Annotated in this window: 12 protein-coding genes; 6 read left to right on the top strand and 6 right to left on the bottom strand. The window is 63.6% G+C overall.

The genetic code is table 11. From position 1 onward, the window contains the following. Positions 1–48: 48 nt before the first annotated feature. Complete coding sequence (locus tag GWL_RS21430) at positions 49–2,061, bottom strand: bifunctional diguanylate cyclase/phosphodiesterase (protein WP_008334371.1); 2,013 nt, start codon at positions 2,059–2,061, stop codon at positions 49–51. A gap of 224 nt (positions 2,062–2,285) precedes the next feature. Between GWL_RS21430 and GWL_RS21425 the strand changes: the two genes are divergently transcribed. After that, positions 2,286–2,477 carry a hypothetical protein gene (locus tag GWL_RS21425; protein ID WP_008334369.1) on the top strand — a complete coding sequence of 64 codons (192 nt, stop codon included), beginning with the start codon at positions 2,286–2,288 and terminating at the stop codon, positions 2,475–2,477. A 106-nt stretch (positions 2,478–2,583) separates the two neighbouring features. After that, on the top strand, positions 2,584–3,750 hold the full coding sequence (locus GWL_RS21420; RefSeq protein ID WP_008334367.1) for a GGDEF domain-containing protein: 1,167 nt from the start codon (positions 2,584–2,586) through the stop codon (positions 3,748–3,750). Here the strand turns inward: GWL_RS21420 and GWL_RS21415 are convergent. Beyond that, positions 3,731–5,005: an FAD-binding oxidoreductase gene (locus GWL_RS21415; RefSeq protein ID WP_008334366.1), complete on the bottom strand. Its 1,275-nt coding sequence runs from the start codon at positions 5,003–5,005 to the stop codon at positions 3,731–3,733. The two genes, GWL_RS21420 and GWL_RS21415, sit on opposite strands and share 20 nt — an antisense overlap. A 319-nt stretch (positions 5,006–5,324) precedes the next feature. On the opposite strand from GWL_RS21415, the gene GWL_RS21410 reads away from it, so the two are divergent. From GWL_RS21410 to GWL_RS21395, 4 genes are read left to right on the top strand one after another with little or no spacing between them, the layout of a single operon-like run. Continuing rightward, the gene (locus GWL_RS21410) at positions 5,325–5,990 is read left to right on the top strand and encodes a haloacid dehalogenase type II (RefSeq protein WP_008334364.1); all 666 of its coding nucleotides are present in this window, start codon (positions 5,325–5,327) and stop codon (positions 5,988–5,990) included. A gap of 33 nt (positions 5,991–6,023) precedes the next feature. After that, positions 6,024–7,091 carry a phosphotransferase gene (locus GWL_RS21405; RefSeq protein ID WP_008334362.1) on the top strand — a complete coding sequence of 356 codons (1,068 nt, stop codon included), beginning with the start codon at positions 6,024–6,026 and terminating at the stop codon, positions 7,089–7,091. Further along, positions 7,088–8,449 (top strand): aspartate aminotransferase family protein, encoded by a 1,362-nt coding sequence (locus GWL_RS21400; RefSeq protein ID WP_008334360.1) that lies wholly within the window; start codon positions 7,088–7,090, stop codon positions 8,447–8,449. Before GWL_RS21405 ends, GWL_RS21400 begins: the two co-directional genes overlap by 4 nt. Positions 8,450–8,478: 29 nt before the next feature. Further along, positions 8,479–8,982 carry an Lrp/AsnC family transcriptional regulator gene (locus GWL_RS21395; protein ID WP_008334358.1) on the top strand — a complete coding sequence of 168 codons (504 nt, stop codon included), beginning with the start codon at positions 8,479–8,481 and terminating at the stop codon, positions 8,980–8,982. Positions 8,983–9,009: 27 nt separating this feature from the next. On the opposite strand, the gene GWL_RS21390 is transcribed toward GWL_RS21395, so the two are convergent. The 4 genes from GWL_RS21390 to GWL_RS21375 form a co-directional block, all read right to left on the bottom strand. Continuing rightward, positions 9,010–9,774, bottom strand: coding sequence for an enoyl-CoA hydratase (locus GWL_RS21390; RefSeq protein WP_034351594.1), 765 nt, complete (start codon positions 9,772–9,774; stop codon positions 9,010–9,012). A 103-nt stretch (positions 9,775–9,877) separates the two neighbouring features. Then, complete coding sequence (locus tag GWL_RS21385; RefSeq protein WP_008334355.1) at positions 9,878–11,074, bottom strand: acetyl-CoA C-acyltransferase; 1,197 nt, start codon at positions 11,072–11,074, stop codon at positions 9,878–9,880. Positions 11,075–11,125: 51 nt separating this feature from the next. Further along, positions 11,126–13,513 (bottom strand): 3-hydroxyacyl-CoA dehydrogenase/enoyl-CoA hydratase family protein, encoded by a 2,388-nt coding sequence (locus tag GWL_RS21380; protein WP_008334350.1) that lies wholly within the window; start codon positions 13,511–13,513, stop codon positions 11,126–11,128. 225 nt (positions 13,514–13,738) lie between these two features. Next, positions 13,739–15,529 (bottom strand): acyl-CoA dehydrogenase C-terminal domain-containing protein, encoded by a 1,791-nt coding sequence (locus tag GWL_RS21375; protein ID WP_008334348.1) that lies wholly within the window; start codon positions 15,527–15,529, stop codon positions 13,739–13,741. Positions 15,530–15,535: the final 6 nt, after the last annotated feature.

The following is a 15,535-nucleotide window of genomic DNA, read 5'->3' as shown; positions in this document are numbered from 1 at the left end:
TTGATCTGCTTCAACTTTGTCAGGCCGCATGCAGCCATGCTGGCGCGTTCAGACCTGGGCCAGTGCCAGCACGTGTCGGCGCGCCATCTCGGCCGGCATCGGTTCGGCAAAGTAATGTCCCTGCATCGCGTGACAGTGCATGGATTGCAGGACCTGCATGTCTTGCTCGCTCTCCACGCCTTCGGCAACCACCTGGAAACCGAACGATGCCGCCAGTTGCAGCACCGCAGAAACCAGGGCCTGGTTCTCGGTCTGGTCGGCCAGGCCGGTGACGAAGCTGCGGTCGATCTTCACGCGCGAGACGTGCATCTGACGCAGGAAGCCCAGCGAGGAATAGCCCACGCCGAAGTCGTCGATGGCGATGCTCACGCCCTGCAGCGCCAGCGCCGTCAGGGTCTGTGTGGCCGCCTGAAGGTCGAGCGCGGTCTCTTCGGTGATCTCGATTTCCAGCATGTGCGCTGGCAGGTTCTGCTGTTTCAGGGTGGCCGCCACCAGGTCCTCGATGACGATGCGCTCCATTTCACGCGGCGAGATATTCATCGACACGCGCAAGTCACTGCGACCAGTGTCCTGCATGAACGCAATCATGCGCGCCACTTCGTTCATGATGAAGCGCAGCAGTTCCTCCGACAGCCCCGCCAGCGCTGCAATCTCGATCAGGTCAGGCGGTGCGATCGGGCCATGGCGGCGATGGGTCCAGCGCACCAGGGCCTCGAAACCGTCCAGGGCACGCCCGTCCTCGCAAACGATGGGCTGGAACCACACCTGCAGTTCGCCATCGGCCAGCGCCTGGGCCAGATCGCGCTCGACATCGCGCTTCATCTGCAGATGCGCATCCAGCGCCGCGTTGAAGACCTGATACTGATTGCGGCCACGGCGCTTGGCCTCATACATGGCGGCATCCGAACAGACCAGCATCTCGTTGATATCATCGCCGCGCGAGAGGTAGATCCCCACGCTCAGGCCGATGTGGCGATGGGCCAGTCGTGCGAACGGCTGGCGGATCGCCGTGATGAGGCGCTGCGCCAGCTGCTCCGGCGACTCTGCCCGGGCGGTCAGCGGGTAGAGAATCACGAATTCGTCACCCGCCAGGCGCGCCAGCGTCGCGCTCTCGGGCAGACAGGACTGCAGGCGCCGTGCCACTTCGATGAGCACCTGGTCCCCCGCCTCATGGCCATAGGCGTCGTTGATGACCTTGAAACCATCCAGGTCAAGGAACATCAGGCACTGTCGGTGCGGCTGACGCGCCAGCACCTGCGCGGCGACCCGCATGAAGCCGGCGCGGTCCAGCAGGCCGGTCAGCAGATCGTGTTCGGCCTGGTACTGCATGCGCGCGGCAAACTGGCGCAGGTCTTCATGGGCCACGGCCAGGGCCTGGTTGGCGGTGGTGGCCTCATTCTTGAGGGCGCAGGCGCGCGCAAACATGCGCTCGCCCACGCGGGCGCCGCGAATCAGGCCGGCCAGGTAGATCACGGCCGTCGCGGCCAGCGCCAGCCGGGTCGGATTGCGATTGAAGACGGACAGGCAGAAGATCACCGACAACAGCGGCGGCGTGATGAAGCTGATGGGGATGCGGGCAAAGGCGAAGCCGTGGGTGACGGCACCGGCCGTGATGCCGCACACGCAGGTGAGATAGAAAAGCGTTTCGGGCGTGGTGTAGCCCTCGCTCAGCCAGGGCATGCCGGCCCACGCGAAGCCGGAGACCAGCGCCAGGATCCAGTGCAGGCGCAGGTTCAATTCCACCACGTCGCCTTGGCCGAGGATCGCGCCGCGCGGCTGCATCCACGGCACCAGTTGCGCCACGCGCTGCGGTGAGAGGCGGCACAGCGGGATACGCACCAGGTTGACCAGCGTGGCGCAGGCCAGCCACGCCAGGGCGATCCAGAGCTTGCCGGAATGCCAGGCGACGAAAGTCGAGATGGCGCTCAGCACGAAAGCCACCGGGATCGACAGCATGACCGTGTGGCGGGCCGCCGTCAGCTGGTCCGCGCGAATCAGTTCTCGCAATGCAGGCCGGGACGCTTGGTCGCCGACGCCGGTTTCTGTCTTCAGTTCGCTCACATCTCCATCCCGTCATGCCCGGCTGCGCTGCCCGCCGAAAGGCGTGGCAGGATCGGAGGCGTCCCTGTCCCGAGGGAGCCCGCAGCGGCTGCGGGGTATTATCCAATGAATAAGAAGAATTCTTGTCAAAACAATGAGGCCATTGAGATGTATCAACGTGTTGTTGGCGCGAAAGAGACAAGCTGCGACCTTGCTGATCCCCTTTCACAACCTGGAGAAACTGCATGGCCCAAGACAACGGCAACTGGTTATCGGCCGAACAGGCCGTCATGCCCGATGGCAGCGAACGTCAGGACTTGCCCCTGATTCACAAAAAGCTGCCGCAACTCTCGCCGCAACAAGGTACCGAGGGAGCCGCCACGGCTGCGCCCGACGCAGCACCGCAAAGCTCGGCGGGAGGCGCTGCGACGCCCTGAGTTTCACAACAGCAACAAATCCTTCGGAAGCATCTGAGGAGGCAGCCCGCCGGAAGGCTAAAATGGAGCCGTATCTATTGCGCGGCAAACTGGCGCTGCTTCTGTCATGGCTCTCGATCCCTCCACTCTGCTCATCCTCACCATCGCGCTGGCGGCGTCGGCTTCGCTCTATCTGGCCATCGAATGGAACAGCGTCAGAGAACGCTCGCTGCTGCTATGGAGCAGCGGTTTTGCCATCATCACCATCGGCTCCTTCCTGGCGCTGTTGCGCTCGCAGGGCTATCTGCTGGTCGGTATCTGGTTCGCCAACGGCTTGCTGATCGCCGCGCACGCCTGCTTCCTGGCGGGCGTGGCCTGGTTCACGCGATCCCGCGTTTCACGCGGCTGGTGGCTCATCGCGCTGCTGTGGATGCTGATGCTGTTGCTGCCTGCGCATGCCTGGTGGTCACGCGTGATGCTGGGCCTGCAATCGCTGATGATCGCCGCCCTCACCTTGCGCGCCAGCTTGCTGCTCCGGCCCCATGGTGCCTCGCTCAGCGTAGGTGCGGTGCAGTTGCGCTTCGTCCTGCTGATCCACGGCTTGTTCTACGTGGCCAAGGCGGTCTGGGCGCTGGCATTGGGTGCTTTTGTGGATCTGGCGGCCTTTGGCGGCGTGCTGATCCAGGTCTCGCTGGTGGAGGGCTCGATGGCGGTGATGCTGATCGCATTGTCGATGACCGGCACCGAGCGTCATCGCCGCGAAGAGCACATGGGCCAACTGGCCGCGCGCGATCCCCTGACCGGACTGCTGAACCGGCGGGCGCTGCTGGCACGGGCTCCGGCGCTGCTGGCGCAAGCCGGCCAGGCGCATCCGGGCGCGCTGCTGCTCATCGACATCGACAACTTCAAGCAGGTCAACGACCTGCACGGTCATGCCGCCGGTGACAAGCTGCTGGAAGCACTGAGCACCCTGCTGCGCGAGGTGCTGCCCGAGGATGCGCTGGCCGCTCGGCTGGGTGGGGATGAGTTCGTGATCGTGTTGCGGGATGTTCGCCCGGAGCAAGTGGAGCATCTGGGAGAACAACTGCGGGAAGCCTTCGCCCACGTGGCGCGCAAGGGGGTGCCCACGCCTGATGCGGTGAGCCTGAGCGTGGGCGTCAGTCTCTACTCGACGCCGGCACTGGCGCTGGAAAGCTTGCTGGCAATGGCCGATGCGGCGCTGTATGACGCCAAGCGCGCGGGCCGCAATCGACTCGTCGTGAACCCGGCAAACGTCACTGCAGCCAGTCCTTGAGTCGATACCAGGCGCCGACCAGGGGCAGGAACCAGGGCTTGCCCAGGTGACCGGGAATGGCAGGCCAGTCCAGATCTTTCCACGGATTGAGGTCTGCCCTGCCTTCCATGACCTCGGCCATCAAGGTCCCCATGAGGCTGGCCATGTGGGTGCCATGCCCGCTGTAGCCCATTGCGTAGAACAACCCATCGCGCTGGCCGGCACGCGGCAGGCGGTCGACCGTCATGTCGACCATGCCGCCCCAGCAGTAATCGATGCGTACCGACCCCAGTTGCGGAAAGACGTTCAGCATCTGGGTTCGGAGGATCTCGCCGCTCCTGGCATCGGACTGCGGATTGGAAACCGCGAAGCGCGCGCGTCCGCCGAAGAGCAGGCGATTGTCCGGTGTCACCCGGAAATAATTGACGAAATTCCTGGTATCCGTGTACATGCGCCGTGTCGGCAGCAGTTGGTCCAGCAATGCAGTCGGCAAGGGTTCCGTGACGATCAGGAAAGCGCCGACGGGGACAATGCGGCGGCGTATCCAGCCGAACGGTCCGACCTGGGAAATGCCGCTGGCCAGCAGCACCTGGCCGGCGCGCAGACTGCCCGTCGGCGTCCGTACCTGATAGTGGCCACCTTGCGCCTTCAGGCCCAGCACGGGCGTATGTTCGAGGTAGATCGCACCGCGCCGCTGGGCGGCATGGGCCAGGCCGCGCACATAGCGGCCCACGTGCATGCCGGCGCTTTTTTCCATCAGCAGGCCGCCGTAGTAGCGATCGCTGCCCAGCTCCTTGCTCAGCTCGGACCGGCTGAGCAGACGCGTGTCGGGATCCACGTTGGCTGCCAGCAGGGCCTGGCTGCGCGCCAGCTTGTCGACGTGCTCGGGCTTGGCCGCCAGCTTGAGCTTGCCGTAACGGGCAAAACTGCAGTCGATGGATTCCTCGCGCACCAGCCGTTCCACGGTATCGACACCGGCATCGAAGGCTCGATAGAGCCGGTTGGCCCACTCCGTTCCCAGACGCTGTGACAGCGCGGCGTAGTCCTGCGCGAAGCCGTTGTTGCACATGCCACCGTTGCGTCCGGAAGCGGCGCCGCCGACGATACCGGCTTCACACACCACCACCCTGGCGCCCTTGCGCGCCAGTGCCAGCGCCGCAGCCGAACCGGTGATGCCGCCACCGACGACCAGCACGTCGCAGCCATCGTCGGGCAAGGTGGTGTGGGTGGTAATGAAGGGAGGGGAGGTGTCCAGCCAGTACGACGTCAGTTGCATCGGGGGGCTCCATCGACAATCGGCAGGCCGGACCATGAACGAAGATGGCGTGGCCGAAGCAGGGTAGGTACTGATTATGCTGCCCGCTCCTCAGGCAGGGATTAATGCTCATTGAACACAGCATTAAACGCAGCTTAATGCTCGCAGAGACACCGTCCGTAGAGGAACTACACTTGCGAAGGCAGGCCGGGGCGCAATGCAAAATGCCGGAAAGCCGTCTTTTAAAAGTAGAAGCTGCTCCGTTCCTGGCGCAATAAGAATTATTAGTTGGAGGCGCGCGGCCATACTTCTTCCATCCCCAACGAAGGAGTTTGAGCAAATGACTTTCAAGCCGAAGTACATCAGTTTTGACTGCTATGGAACCCTGATCAATTTCGAGATGGGTCCGACCGCCCGCATGCTCTTCGCCGACCGCGTCGATGAAAAGCGCATGCCGGCCTTCCTGGACAGCTTCCGTTTTTATCGTCTGGACGAAGTGCTGGGTGCCTGGAAGCCTTTCCTGGAAGTGGTGGACAATGCCATCCGCCGCACCTGCCACGCCCATGGCGTGCCATGCCGGGACAGCGATGGCCAGGCGCTCTATGCGGCCGTCCCGACCTGGCAGCCGCATCCGCATGTGGTGGAAACGCTGGAGAAGATCGCCCCGCACATCCCGCTGGTCATCCTGTCGAACTCCATGGTCGACCTGATCCCGCACAGCGTGGCGCACCTCAAGGCGCCCTTCCATGCGGTCTACACCGCTGAGCAAGCGCAAGCCTACAAGCCGCGCGGACAGGCCTTCGAATATATGTTCGACCAGCTCGGCTGCGGCCCGGAAGAGATGGTGCATTGCTCGTCCAGCTTCCGCTATGACCTGATGACGGCCAAGGATCTCGGCTTCATGGGCAAGGCTTACATCGATCGCCATCACGAGCCCTACTGCGATGGTTATGGCGTGAGCCGGCTGACCGACTTCCGCCAGCTGGCCGCGCTGGTGGGCCTCTGATGAATGCCGGGCCGTTCACGCGATGCGAGACGCATGATGCTTGAGACCGCTTCGACCGATACCGCCGCCCTCAGCACGGCGGCACCTGACCTGCCAGCGTCGGCGCTGCAAAGGCTGGCCGCACAACATTACGGCATCCAAGGCGTGGCCACTGCGCTGGGCGGTGAACGCGACCAGAACGCCTGCCTCGAGAGCGCCGATGGCACGCGCTACGTGCTCAAGATCAGCAATCCCTCCGAACAGGCCACCGTGGTGGATTTCCAGATCGCCGCGCTGGATCACATCGCGCAGGCGGCACCGGACCTGCCGATCCCGCGCGTGCTGCGCTCCTTGGGCGGGCAAAGCATCGAACGGGTGAGGCTGCCGGATGGCAGCATCAGCATGGTGCGCATGCTGACCTACCTCGACGGCGTGCAGATCAAGCATACCGAACGCAGCGACGGCCAGCGGCGCGCCATGGGCAGTGGCCTGGCCAGACTGGACCTGGCCCTGCAAGGCTTCAACCACGCCGGGGCGCATCACGACCTGCTGTGGAACGTCTCTGCGGCGCACCGGCTGCGCGACAAGATGGAGAGCCTGCAGGATCCCGCCAAACGCCAGCTGGCACGGCACTTCATGACGCGCTTCGAAGAGCAGGTGTTGCCGCGCCTGCGCGACGTCCGTGCGCAGGTGATTCACAACGACTATCACCTCTACAACGTGCTGGTGGCCCCGCACGAGCAGGAGCGCATCACCGGCATCATCGATTTCGGCGACATGCTGCATGCGCCGCTGGTGGGTGAAGTCGCCACGGCGGCGGCCTTCCACATGACAGGCAACGAGGATCCCTTTACCGGGCCGGCCCAATTCGTGGCGGCCTATCACGCCGTGCTGCCGCTGAGCGCACCCGAACAGGAGATCGTCACCGACCTGATGGTCACGCGCCATCTGGTCACGGCCCTCATCTCGGAATGGCGCGCCGTGCGATATCCCCACAACCGCGCCTACATCATGCGGCACAACCCGGCGGCCTGGGAGGCGCTCGGCCAGCTGGCCGAGCTGCCGCGCCAGGACGCACGTGACCGCCTGCTTTCCGACATCCGACACAGGAGCATTGCATGAGCACTACCACCACCACCGACCTCACCATGGTCAACGCCTACATTCCCGGCCGCGCCGACGTCGGACCCGTGACAGGGGCCCTGATCGAGCGCCGCAATGCCCTGCTGGGGCCGGCCTATCGACTGATGTATGAACATCCCTTGCACATCGTGCGCGGCGAAGGCGTCTGGCTGATCGATCCGCAGGGGCGGCGCTACCTGGATGTGTACAACAATGTCACTTCGCTGGGGCACTGCCATCCGGCCGTCACCGAGGCGATCTGCCAGCAGGTGCAGACGCTGGCCACCAATACGCGCTACCTGCACGACACCATCCTGGAGCTGGCCGAGCGCTTGCTGGCGACGGTACCGGAGACACCGCTGGCCCACCTGATGCTCACCTGCACCGGCAGCGAAGCCAATGACCTCGCCTATCGCATCGCCAAGGTGCATACCGGCGGCACCGGGGTGATCGTCACTGACACGGCCTATCACGGCATCACCGATGCCGTCTCGCAGTTCTCGCCCTCGCTGGGCAGCAGCGTCAACCTGGGGCCGCATGTGCGCCTGGTACCGGCCCCGCGCGCCTATCATGCGCCAGGGCAGGACCTGGGAGAAAAATTCACGCGCGACGTCGAAGCCGCCATCGCCGACCTGCAACGGCACGGCATCCGGCCTGCTGCCCTGATCGTGGATTCACTTTTCACCAGCGACGGCATCCTCCCCGGCCCGGCGGGCTTTCTGCAGGGGGCGGTGCAGGCCATCAAGGCGGCAGGCGGCTTGTTCATCGCCGATGAAGTGCAGCCGGGCTTCGGCCGCACCGGCCAGCACATGTGGGGTTTCCAGCGCCATGGCGTCGCGCCCGACATCGTCACCATGGGCAAGCCGATGGGCAATGGCCAGCCGGTCGCAGGCATCCTGGCGAGCGCCGATGTGCTGCAGGAATTCGGGCAGCGTTCGCGTTACTTCAATACCTTCGCCGGCAATACGGTCTCGTGTGCTGCCGCGCTGGCGGTACTGAAGACGATAGAGCGCGAAAGCCTGGTTCCCCATGCACGGGAGGTCGGTGGCGTTCTGCTTGAAGGCATCCATGCGCTGGCCGAACGCCATGAAGCCATCGGCGAAGTGCGCGGTGCGGGCATGTTCGTCGGCGTGGAACTGGTGTCGGACCGGGCACAGCGTACGCCGGATCGGGCGCTCACCAGCGAAGTGGTCAACCGGATGCGCCAGAAGGGCGTGCTGCTCAGTGCCTGCGCGATGGGTCACAACGTGCTCAAGATCCGGCCGCCGCTGGTGCTGTCGGCCGACCAGGCGGGCATGGTGATCGATGCGCTGGACGAGTCGCTGACCGAAGCCCCGGCAGCTGCGGCGCGCGGCTGAGGCCGATGATGCGGTGCTATGATCGATCCATGCGTACCCCCGACCCCATCGACCGCACCGACATCAAGATCCTCGAGCACTTGCAGCGCGAGGGCCGCTGTTCCAACGTGGAGCTGGCCGAGGCCGTCAATCTCAGTCCCAGCCCCTGCCTGACCCGGACCAAGCGCATGGAAGAAACCGGCGTCATCGCCGGTTATGCGGCCCAGGTGGCGCTGAAGAAGCTGGGAAGCCACGTCGTAGTGTTTTCCGAAATCACGCTGGGCAGCCACCGTCCCGCGGACTTTCGCAAGTTCGAAGACGGCGCAGCGCGGTATGCGGAAATTGTGGAGTGCTACAACGTCAGCGGGGGGTATGACTATTTGCTCAAGATCGTCTCGCCTACTGTTGGGCTGTTCCAGGAACTGATGGAACGCCTGCTGGAGGATGAGATAGGCATCGAGAAATTCGCCAGCCGCATTGTGTTGCGGCATCCGTATGAGCGGCGGGTGGAGCCGGTGGAGGTGATTGCTTCGGGGAAGAGCAGCTGGAAGTGACGGCAGGCGAGCCCGCCGTCGCCGCGCTCAGGAAAACCGCGTGAAATCCGGCTTGCGCTTCTCGAAGAAAGCGGTGAAGGCTTCCTTGGCCTCCGGTGCCGTGAGCATGCGCGAGAAGTGCTCGATCTCGGCCACCATCTGCTGTTCGGTCGCTGTCACCCGGTTTTTTTTCATCAACTGCTTGGTTACCCGGATCGACGCTGCCGGCAGCGCCGCCAGCTTGGCAGCCTGCTGCTGCGCATAGGGCAGCAACTCTTCCAGCGGCAGTACGCGATTGACCATGCCCATCTGGCAGGCTTCGTCTGCGCCGAAGGCTTCGCCCAGCAAGAGCTTTTCGGCGGCGCGCTGGTAACCGGCGATATGCGGCAACAGCAGAGAGGAAGCGGCCTCCGGGCACAAACCCAGTTGCGTGAAGGGCATCGAGAATTTGGCATTGTCGGCGGCATACACCAGATCGCAATGCAGCAGCAGCGTGGTACCGATGCCCACGGCCACGCCCGAGACGGCAGCCACGATAGGCTTGCTGGCATGGCTGATCTGCCACAGGAACTGGAATACCGGTGCATCCTGGGTCTTGGGCGGATTCTTCAGGAAATCTTCCAGGTCATTGCCGGCCGAAAAGGATTTGGGCTTGCCGGTGAAGAGGATGGCGCGCACCGCGCTGTCGGTCTCGGCCTCCTTCAGGGCATCGGCCAGTTGCTGGTACATGGCGGCGGTGATGGCGTTCTTCTTGTCTTCGCGGTCGAAGTGGATGGTCAGGATGCCATCGGCCTTGGTGAGCTGGATATCCATCTGCACAGGTCTCCTTGAATGTTATAAATGATTTATAAGGTTCATGAAAAAAGCCGCACGGCATGCGCAGTGCGGCTTTTGCATCAGGCCTTGCGGGCGCGGATCAGACGCGTTCGAAAATGCCCGCGGCACCCATGCCGGTACCCACGCACATGGTCACCATGCCGTACTTCAGGTTCTTGCGGCGCAGTGCATGGATGGTAGTGGCGGCACGGATCGCACCGGTGGCGCCCAGCGGGTGGCCCAAAGCAATCGCACCGCCCATGGGGTTGACCTTGCTCGGGTCGAGGCCGAGATCGCCGATGACGGCCAGCGCTTGCGCGGCGAAGGCTTCGTTCAGTTCGATCCAGTCGATCTGGTCCTGGGTCAGGCCACCGGCCTTGAGGGCCGCAGGAATCGCTTCCTTCGGGCCGATGCCCATGATTTCCGGAGGCACGCCGCGCACCGCGAAGGAGACGAAGCGCGCCAGCGGGGTCAGGTTGAATTGCTTCAAGATCTTTTCCGAGACGATGATCAGCGCACCTGCGCCATCGGAGGTCTGCGAGCTGTTGCCGGCGGTGACGCTGCCCTTGGCGGCGAAGACGGGCTTGAGCTTGGCCAGCGCGGCCAGGTTGGAATCGGCACGCGGACCTTCGTCCAGGGCGACGGTGCGGGTCTTGATGTCGATCTCGCCGGTGGCGAGATTAGGGAAGCGCTCGACGATCTCGACCGAGGTCATCTCGTCAGCAAATTCACCGGCCTGCTGGGCCGCGATGGCCTTCTGGTGCGAGGCCAGCGAGAACTCGTCCTGGGCTTCGCGCGAGACCTTCCACTGCTGCGCCACCTTCTCGGCGGTCAGGCCCATGCCATAGGCCATGCCGACGTTCTCATCCTTGAAGGCATTGATGTTGATGGAAGGATGGAAGCCCATCATCGGCACCATCGACATCGATTCAGCACCGGCCGCGATCATCACATCGGCCTCACCGACGCGGATGCGGTCGGCGGCCATGGCGATGGCGGTGATGCCGGAGGCGCAGTAGCGGTTGATGGTGACACCGCCGATGGTATTGGGCAGGCCGGCCAGCAGCACGGCATTGCGCGCCATGTTGAGGCCCTGTGCACCTTCGGGGAAGGAGCAGCCGACGATGGCGTCCTCGATCAGCTTGGGGTCCAGGCCCGGCACTTGTGCGACGGCGGACTGGATGGCACGCACCAGCAGGTCATCCGGGCGGGTGTTCTTGAACATGCCACGCGGTGCCTTGCCGATGGGGGTACGGGTGGCGGCGACGATGTAGGCGTCTTGCAGTTGTTTGCTCATTACCAAATCTCCTTGGACTCTCCCTCCCCTTCAGGGGGGAGAGAGGTTTCATTAATTGCGCACAGGCTTGCCGGTTTGCATCATGCCCATGATGCGTTCCTGGGTCTTGGGGTGGTTGAGCAGCTCCATGAAGAACTTGCGCTCGATGTCGAGCAGCCATTGTTCATTGACGATGCTGCCCTCTTCCACCTCGCCACCGGCGACGGTCTCGGCGATCATCTTGCCGAGCTTGAAGTCGTGGGCAGAGATGAAGCCGCCATCACGCATGTTGACCAACTGCGCCATGATGGTGGCCAGACCGTTGCGGCCGATCACCGGCACCTGCGGCGGCAGCTGCGGACGGTAGCCGGCATCGAACAGCGCGCGCGCCTCGACCTTGGCCACGTGCAGCAATTCATAGGGGTTGAAGACGATGACGTCATCCTCGCGCAGGTAGCCCAGCTTGCGCGCTTCCAGTGCGGACTTGGAGACGTTGGCAGTGGCCGCGGCCAGCATGTATTCCTTCAGGAATTGCAGGATGTCATTGCCCTTGGCTTCGCGGGCCGCGCGCACGGCGGCTTCCTTGAGGCCGCCACCGGCCGGGATCAGGCCCACGCCCACTTCCACCAGGCCGATATAGGACTCGATGGAGACCACGCGCTTGGCGGTATGCAGCAGCAATTCGCAGCCACCGCCCAGGGCCAGGCCGGCCACCGCGGCGATCACCGGCACGCTGGCGTACTTCAGGCGCTGGTGCGCCTGCTGCAGCTGGTGCACCACCGGCTCGATGGCCTTGACGCCACCGGACATGAACAGCGGCAGCATCGATTGCAGGTCGGCGCCGGCCGAGAAGGCGCCGCCTTCGGCCGCATCCGGATGCCAGATCACCAGGCCCTTGAAGTTCTGTTCGGCTTCGGTGACGGCCTTGTTCATGCCATCGATCACGCCCTGGCCGATCACGTGCATCTTGGTCTTGAAGGACAGGATCAGCACATCGTCATTCTGGTGCCAGATGCGTACCGATTCGTCTTCGAAGAAGGTGGTGCCGGCGCTCTTGCCATCGGCTGCACCCTCGCCCACCAGCGGGGCGCGGAAAGCCTGGCGTTGGTAGACCGGCAGTTCGGAACGAGCCACGTCAGCCTTCTTGGAAGGCGACCAGGAACCCTTCTCCGAATGCACGCCGTCACGGCCATCGAAGACCCAGTCGGGCAGCGGTGCGCTCGACAGTGCCTTGCCTGCATCGATGTCTTCCTTGACCCATTGCGCGATCTGCTTCCAGCCGGATGCCTGCCAGGTCTCGAAGGGACCGACGCTCCAGCCGAAGCCCCAGCGCATGGCGAAGTCGAGGTCACGGGCGTTGTCGGCCACCGATTCCAGGTGCACGGCGATGTAGTGGAAGGCATCGCGGAAGATGGCCCACAGGAACTGGCCTTGCGGATTGGTCGAATCATGCAGCGCCTTCATGCGCTTGACCGGATCCTTTTCCTTGAGGATGCGGGCGATGATGTCATCGGCCTTGGCACCGCCCGGGACGTAATCGCCCTTGGCCGGATCGATGCGCAGAATATCCTTGCCCACCTTCTTGTAGAAACCGGCACCGCTCTTCTGGCCCAGTGCGCCCTGCTCGACCAGCTTGGCCAGCAGCGGCGGGGTGGCATAGGAGGAGAAGAAGGGATCATCCTTCAGGTTGTCCTGCATGGTCCTGATGACGTGGCCCATGGTATCCAGGCCCACCACGTCGGCGGTACGGAAGGTACCGGACTTGGCACGGCCCAGCTTGGCGCCGGTCAGGTCATCGACCACATCGACCGAGAGGCCATACTTGTCGGCTTCGATGATGGTGGCCAGGATGCCGAACACGCCCACGCGGTTGGCCACGAAGTTGGGGGTGTCGAAGGCTCGCACCACGCCCTTGCCCAGCGTCGTGGTGAGGAAGGCTTCGAGCTGGTCGAGGATGTGCGGTTCGGTCGATTGGGTCGGGATCAGTTCGACCAGGTGCATGTAGCGCGGCGGGTTGAAGAAGTGCACGCCGCAGAAGCGCGCCTTCAAGCCGGCATCGAAACCTTCGGAGAGCGCATTGATCGACAGGCCCGAGGTATTGGAGGCGAAGATGGCCTTGGGGCCGATGTGCGGGGCGACCTTCTTGTAGAGGTCATGCTTCCAGTCCATGCGCTCGGCGATGGCTTCGATGATGAGGTCGCAGCCTTCCAGCACGGCCAGGTCATCCTCGTAGTTGGCGACCTGGATCAGGGCCGCGTCATCCTTGTTGCCCAGCGGTGCGGGGCTGAGCTTCTTGAGGTTCTCGATGGCGCGTTGCACGATGCCGTTCTTCGGGCCTTCCTTGGCCGGCAGGTCGAACAGCACGACCGGCACGCGGGCATTGATGCAGTGGGCGGCAATCTGCGCCCCCATGACGCCCGCGCCGAGCACGGCCACTTTTTTGACGATGAAATTGGACACGCAAATCTCCTTTGCTGGTGCTGCAAACATGAAACATGAATTCGGGCCTGGCAAGGTGCTGCGCCGCTGGGACGAGCAACTACTGTACGCTCTTTGTCCCTTGCAAGGCGGCGGCTCTCAGCATGCCCTGCCGCAGTGACGTCCACGTGACGCCATGGCGGCCCATATTGCGGTGGATCAACGCCGCGTGCAGGCCGACAGCCCGCACACGGCATGGTGTTGCGGTCAGAACAACGCTGCGTCCAGCGCCATCAGGTTGCCGGCGCCCGAACGGGCCTGGCGGATCAGCATCGCGGTTTCCGGCAGCAGGCGGGCGAAGTAGAAGCGCGCCGTGGCCAGCTTGGCGGTATAGAAGCTGTCGCCACTGTCCTGCTTTTCCAGCGCGATCTTGGCCATGCGGGCGAACAGGTAGGAGAACACCAGGTGGCCCACCACGCGCAGGTAAGGTACGGCAGCCGCACCGGCTTCATCCTGGTTGGCGAAGGACTTCATGCCGATTTCCATGGTCAGCTTGGTGACCTTGTCGCCGATGTCGGCCAGCGGGGTGATGAATTCAGACATGGATTCATCTGTGCCGTGCTCTTCCACGAAGGCCTGGATCTGCGCGCCGAATTTCTTCAGCTTGGCGCCGTTGTCCATCAGGATCTTGCGACCCAGCAGGTCCAGTGACTGGATGGTGTTGGTCCCTTCATAAATCATGTTGATGCGGGCATCGCGCACGTATTGCTCCATGCCCCATTCGGCGATGTAGCCGTGGCCGCCATAGACCTGCAGGCACTCGGAGGTGGCCATCCAGGCGTTGTCGGTCAGGAAGGCTTTCACCACCGGGGTCAGCAGGGCCACGATGTCGGCGGCGTCCTTGCGCACCTGCTCGTCCGGATGGGTCAGTTCCTTGTCCAGCTCCAGGGCGACATAGGAGGTGAAGGCACGGCCACCTTCGGCAAACGCCTTGGCGGTCAGCAGCATGCGGCGCACATCGGGATGCACGATGATCGGGTCAGCCGGCTTGTCGGCCGCCTTGATGCCGGACAGGCTACGCATCTGCAGGCGGTCCTTGGCGTAGACCAGGGCGTTCTGGTAAGCCACTTCGGTCAGGCCCAGCCCCTGCATGCCCACGCCCAGGCGGGCTGCATTCATGAAGACGAACATGGCCTGCAGGCCCTTGTGCGGCTGGCCGATCAGCCAGCCGGTAGCGCCGTCCAGGTTCATCTGGCAGGTGGCATTGCCGTGGATGCCCATCTTCTCTTCGATGGCGCCGCAGAAGATCGGGTTGCGCGCGCCCAGCGAGCCGTCGGCATTGGGCAAAAACTTGGGAACCAGGAAAAGTGAAATTCCTTTCGAACCTTCCGGTGCATCGGGCAATCGCGCCAACACCAGGTGAACGATATTGTCGGAAACGTCGTTTTCTCCGGCGGAGATGAAAATCTTGTTGCCGGTGATCTTGTAGGAACCGTCAGCCTGCGGCTCGGCCTTGCTGCGCAACAGGCCCAGGTCGGTGCCGCAGTGCGCTTCGGTCAGGCACATGGTGCCGGTCCATTCGCCCGAGACCAGCTTGGGCAGGTAGAGCTGCTTCTGTTCTTCCGAACCGTGCGCATGCAGGCACTCGTAGGCGCCATGCGACAGGCCGGGATACATGGTCCAGGCCTGGTTGGACGAGTTCAGCATCTCGTAGAAGGAGTTGTTGATCGTCAGCGGCAGGCCCTGGCCGCCGAATTCCGGATCGCAGGACAGCGCCGCCCAGCCGGCTTGCACGTATTGCTGGTAGGCTTGCTTGAAACCCTTGGGCGTGGTCACGGCCTTGCTCTCGCGATCGTAGTGACAGCCCTCGCGGTCACCCGAATGGTTCAGCGGGAACAGGACCTGCGAGGCAAACTTGCCGCCCTCTTCCAGCACCTGATCCACCAGTTCGCGGTTGGTGTCGGCGTGGGGCGGCAGTTCCTTGAACACTTCCTCGACATTGAGCAGCTCGTGCAGCACGAACTGCATGTCGCGCAAGGGGGCGTTGTATTGGGGCATGAATGT

This window comes from Herbaspirillum sp. GW103, from assembly GCF_000261365.1.
Taxonomy (GTDB): domain Bacteria; phylum Pseudomonadota; class Gammaproteobacteria; order Burkholderiales; family Burkholderiaceae_D; genus Herbaspirillum.
Note: the sequence above shows the minus strand (reverse complement) of the source record. Positions and strands in the feature narration are given on the sequence as shown.

What these genes read in the sequence shown, in the direction of transcription:
- GWL_RS21425 (WP_008334369.1), top strand. Translation starts at nt 2,286, where the DNA reads ATGGCCCAAGACAACGGCAACTGGTTATCGGCCGAACAGGCCGTCATG.
- GWL_RS21420 (WP_008334367.1), top strand. Translation starts at nt 2,584, where the DNA reads ATGGCTCTCGATCCCTCCACTCTGCTCATCCTCACCATCGCGCTGGCG.
- GWL_RS21415 (WP_008334366.1), bottom strand. Translation starts at nt 5,005, where the DNA reads ATGCAACTGACGTCGTACTGGCTGGACACCTCCCCTCCCTTCATTACC.
- GWL_RS21410 (WP_008334364.1), top strand. Translation starts at nt 5,325, where the DNA reads ATGACTTTCAAGCCGAAGTACATCAGTTTTGACTGCTATGGAACCCTG.
- GWL_RS21405 (WP_008334362.1), top strand. Translation starts at nt 6,024, where the DNA reads ATGATGCTTGAGACCGCTTCGACCGATACCGCCGCCCTCAGCACGGCG.
- GWL_RS21400 (WP_008334360.1), top strand. Translation starts at nt 7,088, where the DNA reads ATGAGCACTACCACCACCACCGACCTCACCATGGTCAACGCCTACATT.
- GWL_RS21395 (WP_008334358.1), top strand. Translation starts at nt 8,479, where the DNA reads ATGCGTACCCCCGACCCCATCGACCGCACCGACATCAAGATCCTCGAG.
- GWL_RS21390 (WP_034351594.1), bottom strand. Translation starts at nt 9,774, where the DNA reads ATGGATATCCAGCTCACCAAGGCCGATGGCATCCTGACCATCCACTTC.
- GWL_RS21385 (WP_008334355.1), bottom strand. Translation starts at nt 11,074, where the DNA reads ATGAGCAAACAACTGCAAGACGCCTACATCGTCGCCGCCACCCGTACC.
- GWL_RS21375 (WP_008334348.1), bottom strand. Translation starts at nt 15,529, where the DNA reads ATGCCCCAATACAACGCCCCCTTGCGCGACATGCAGTTCGTGCTGCAC.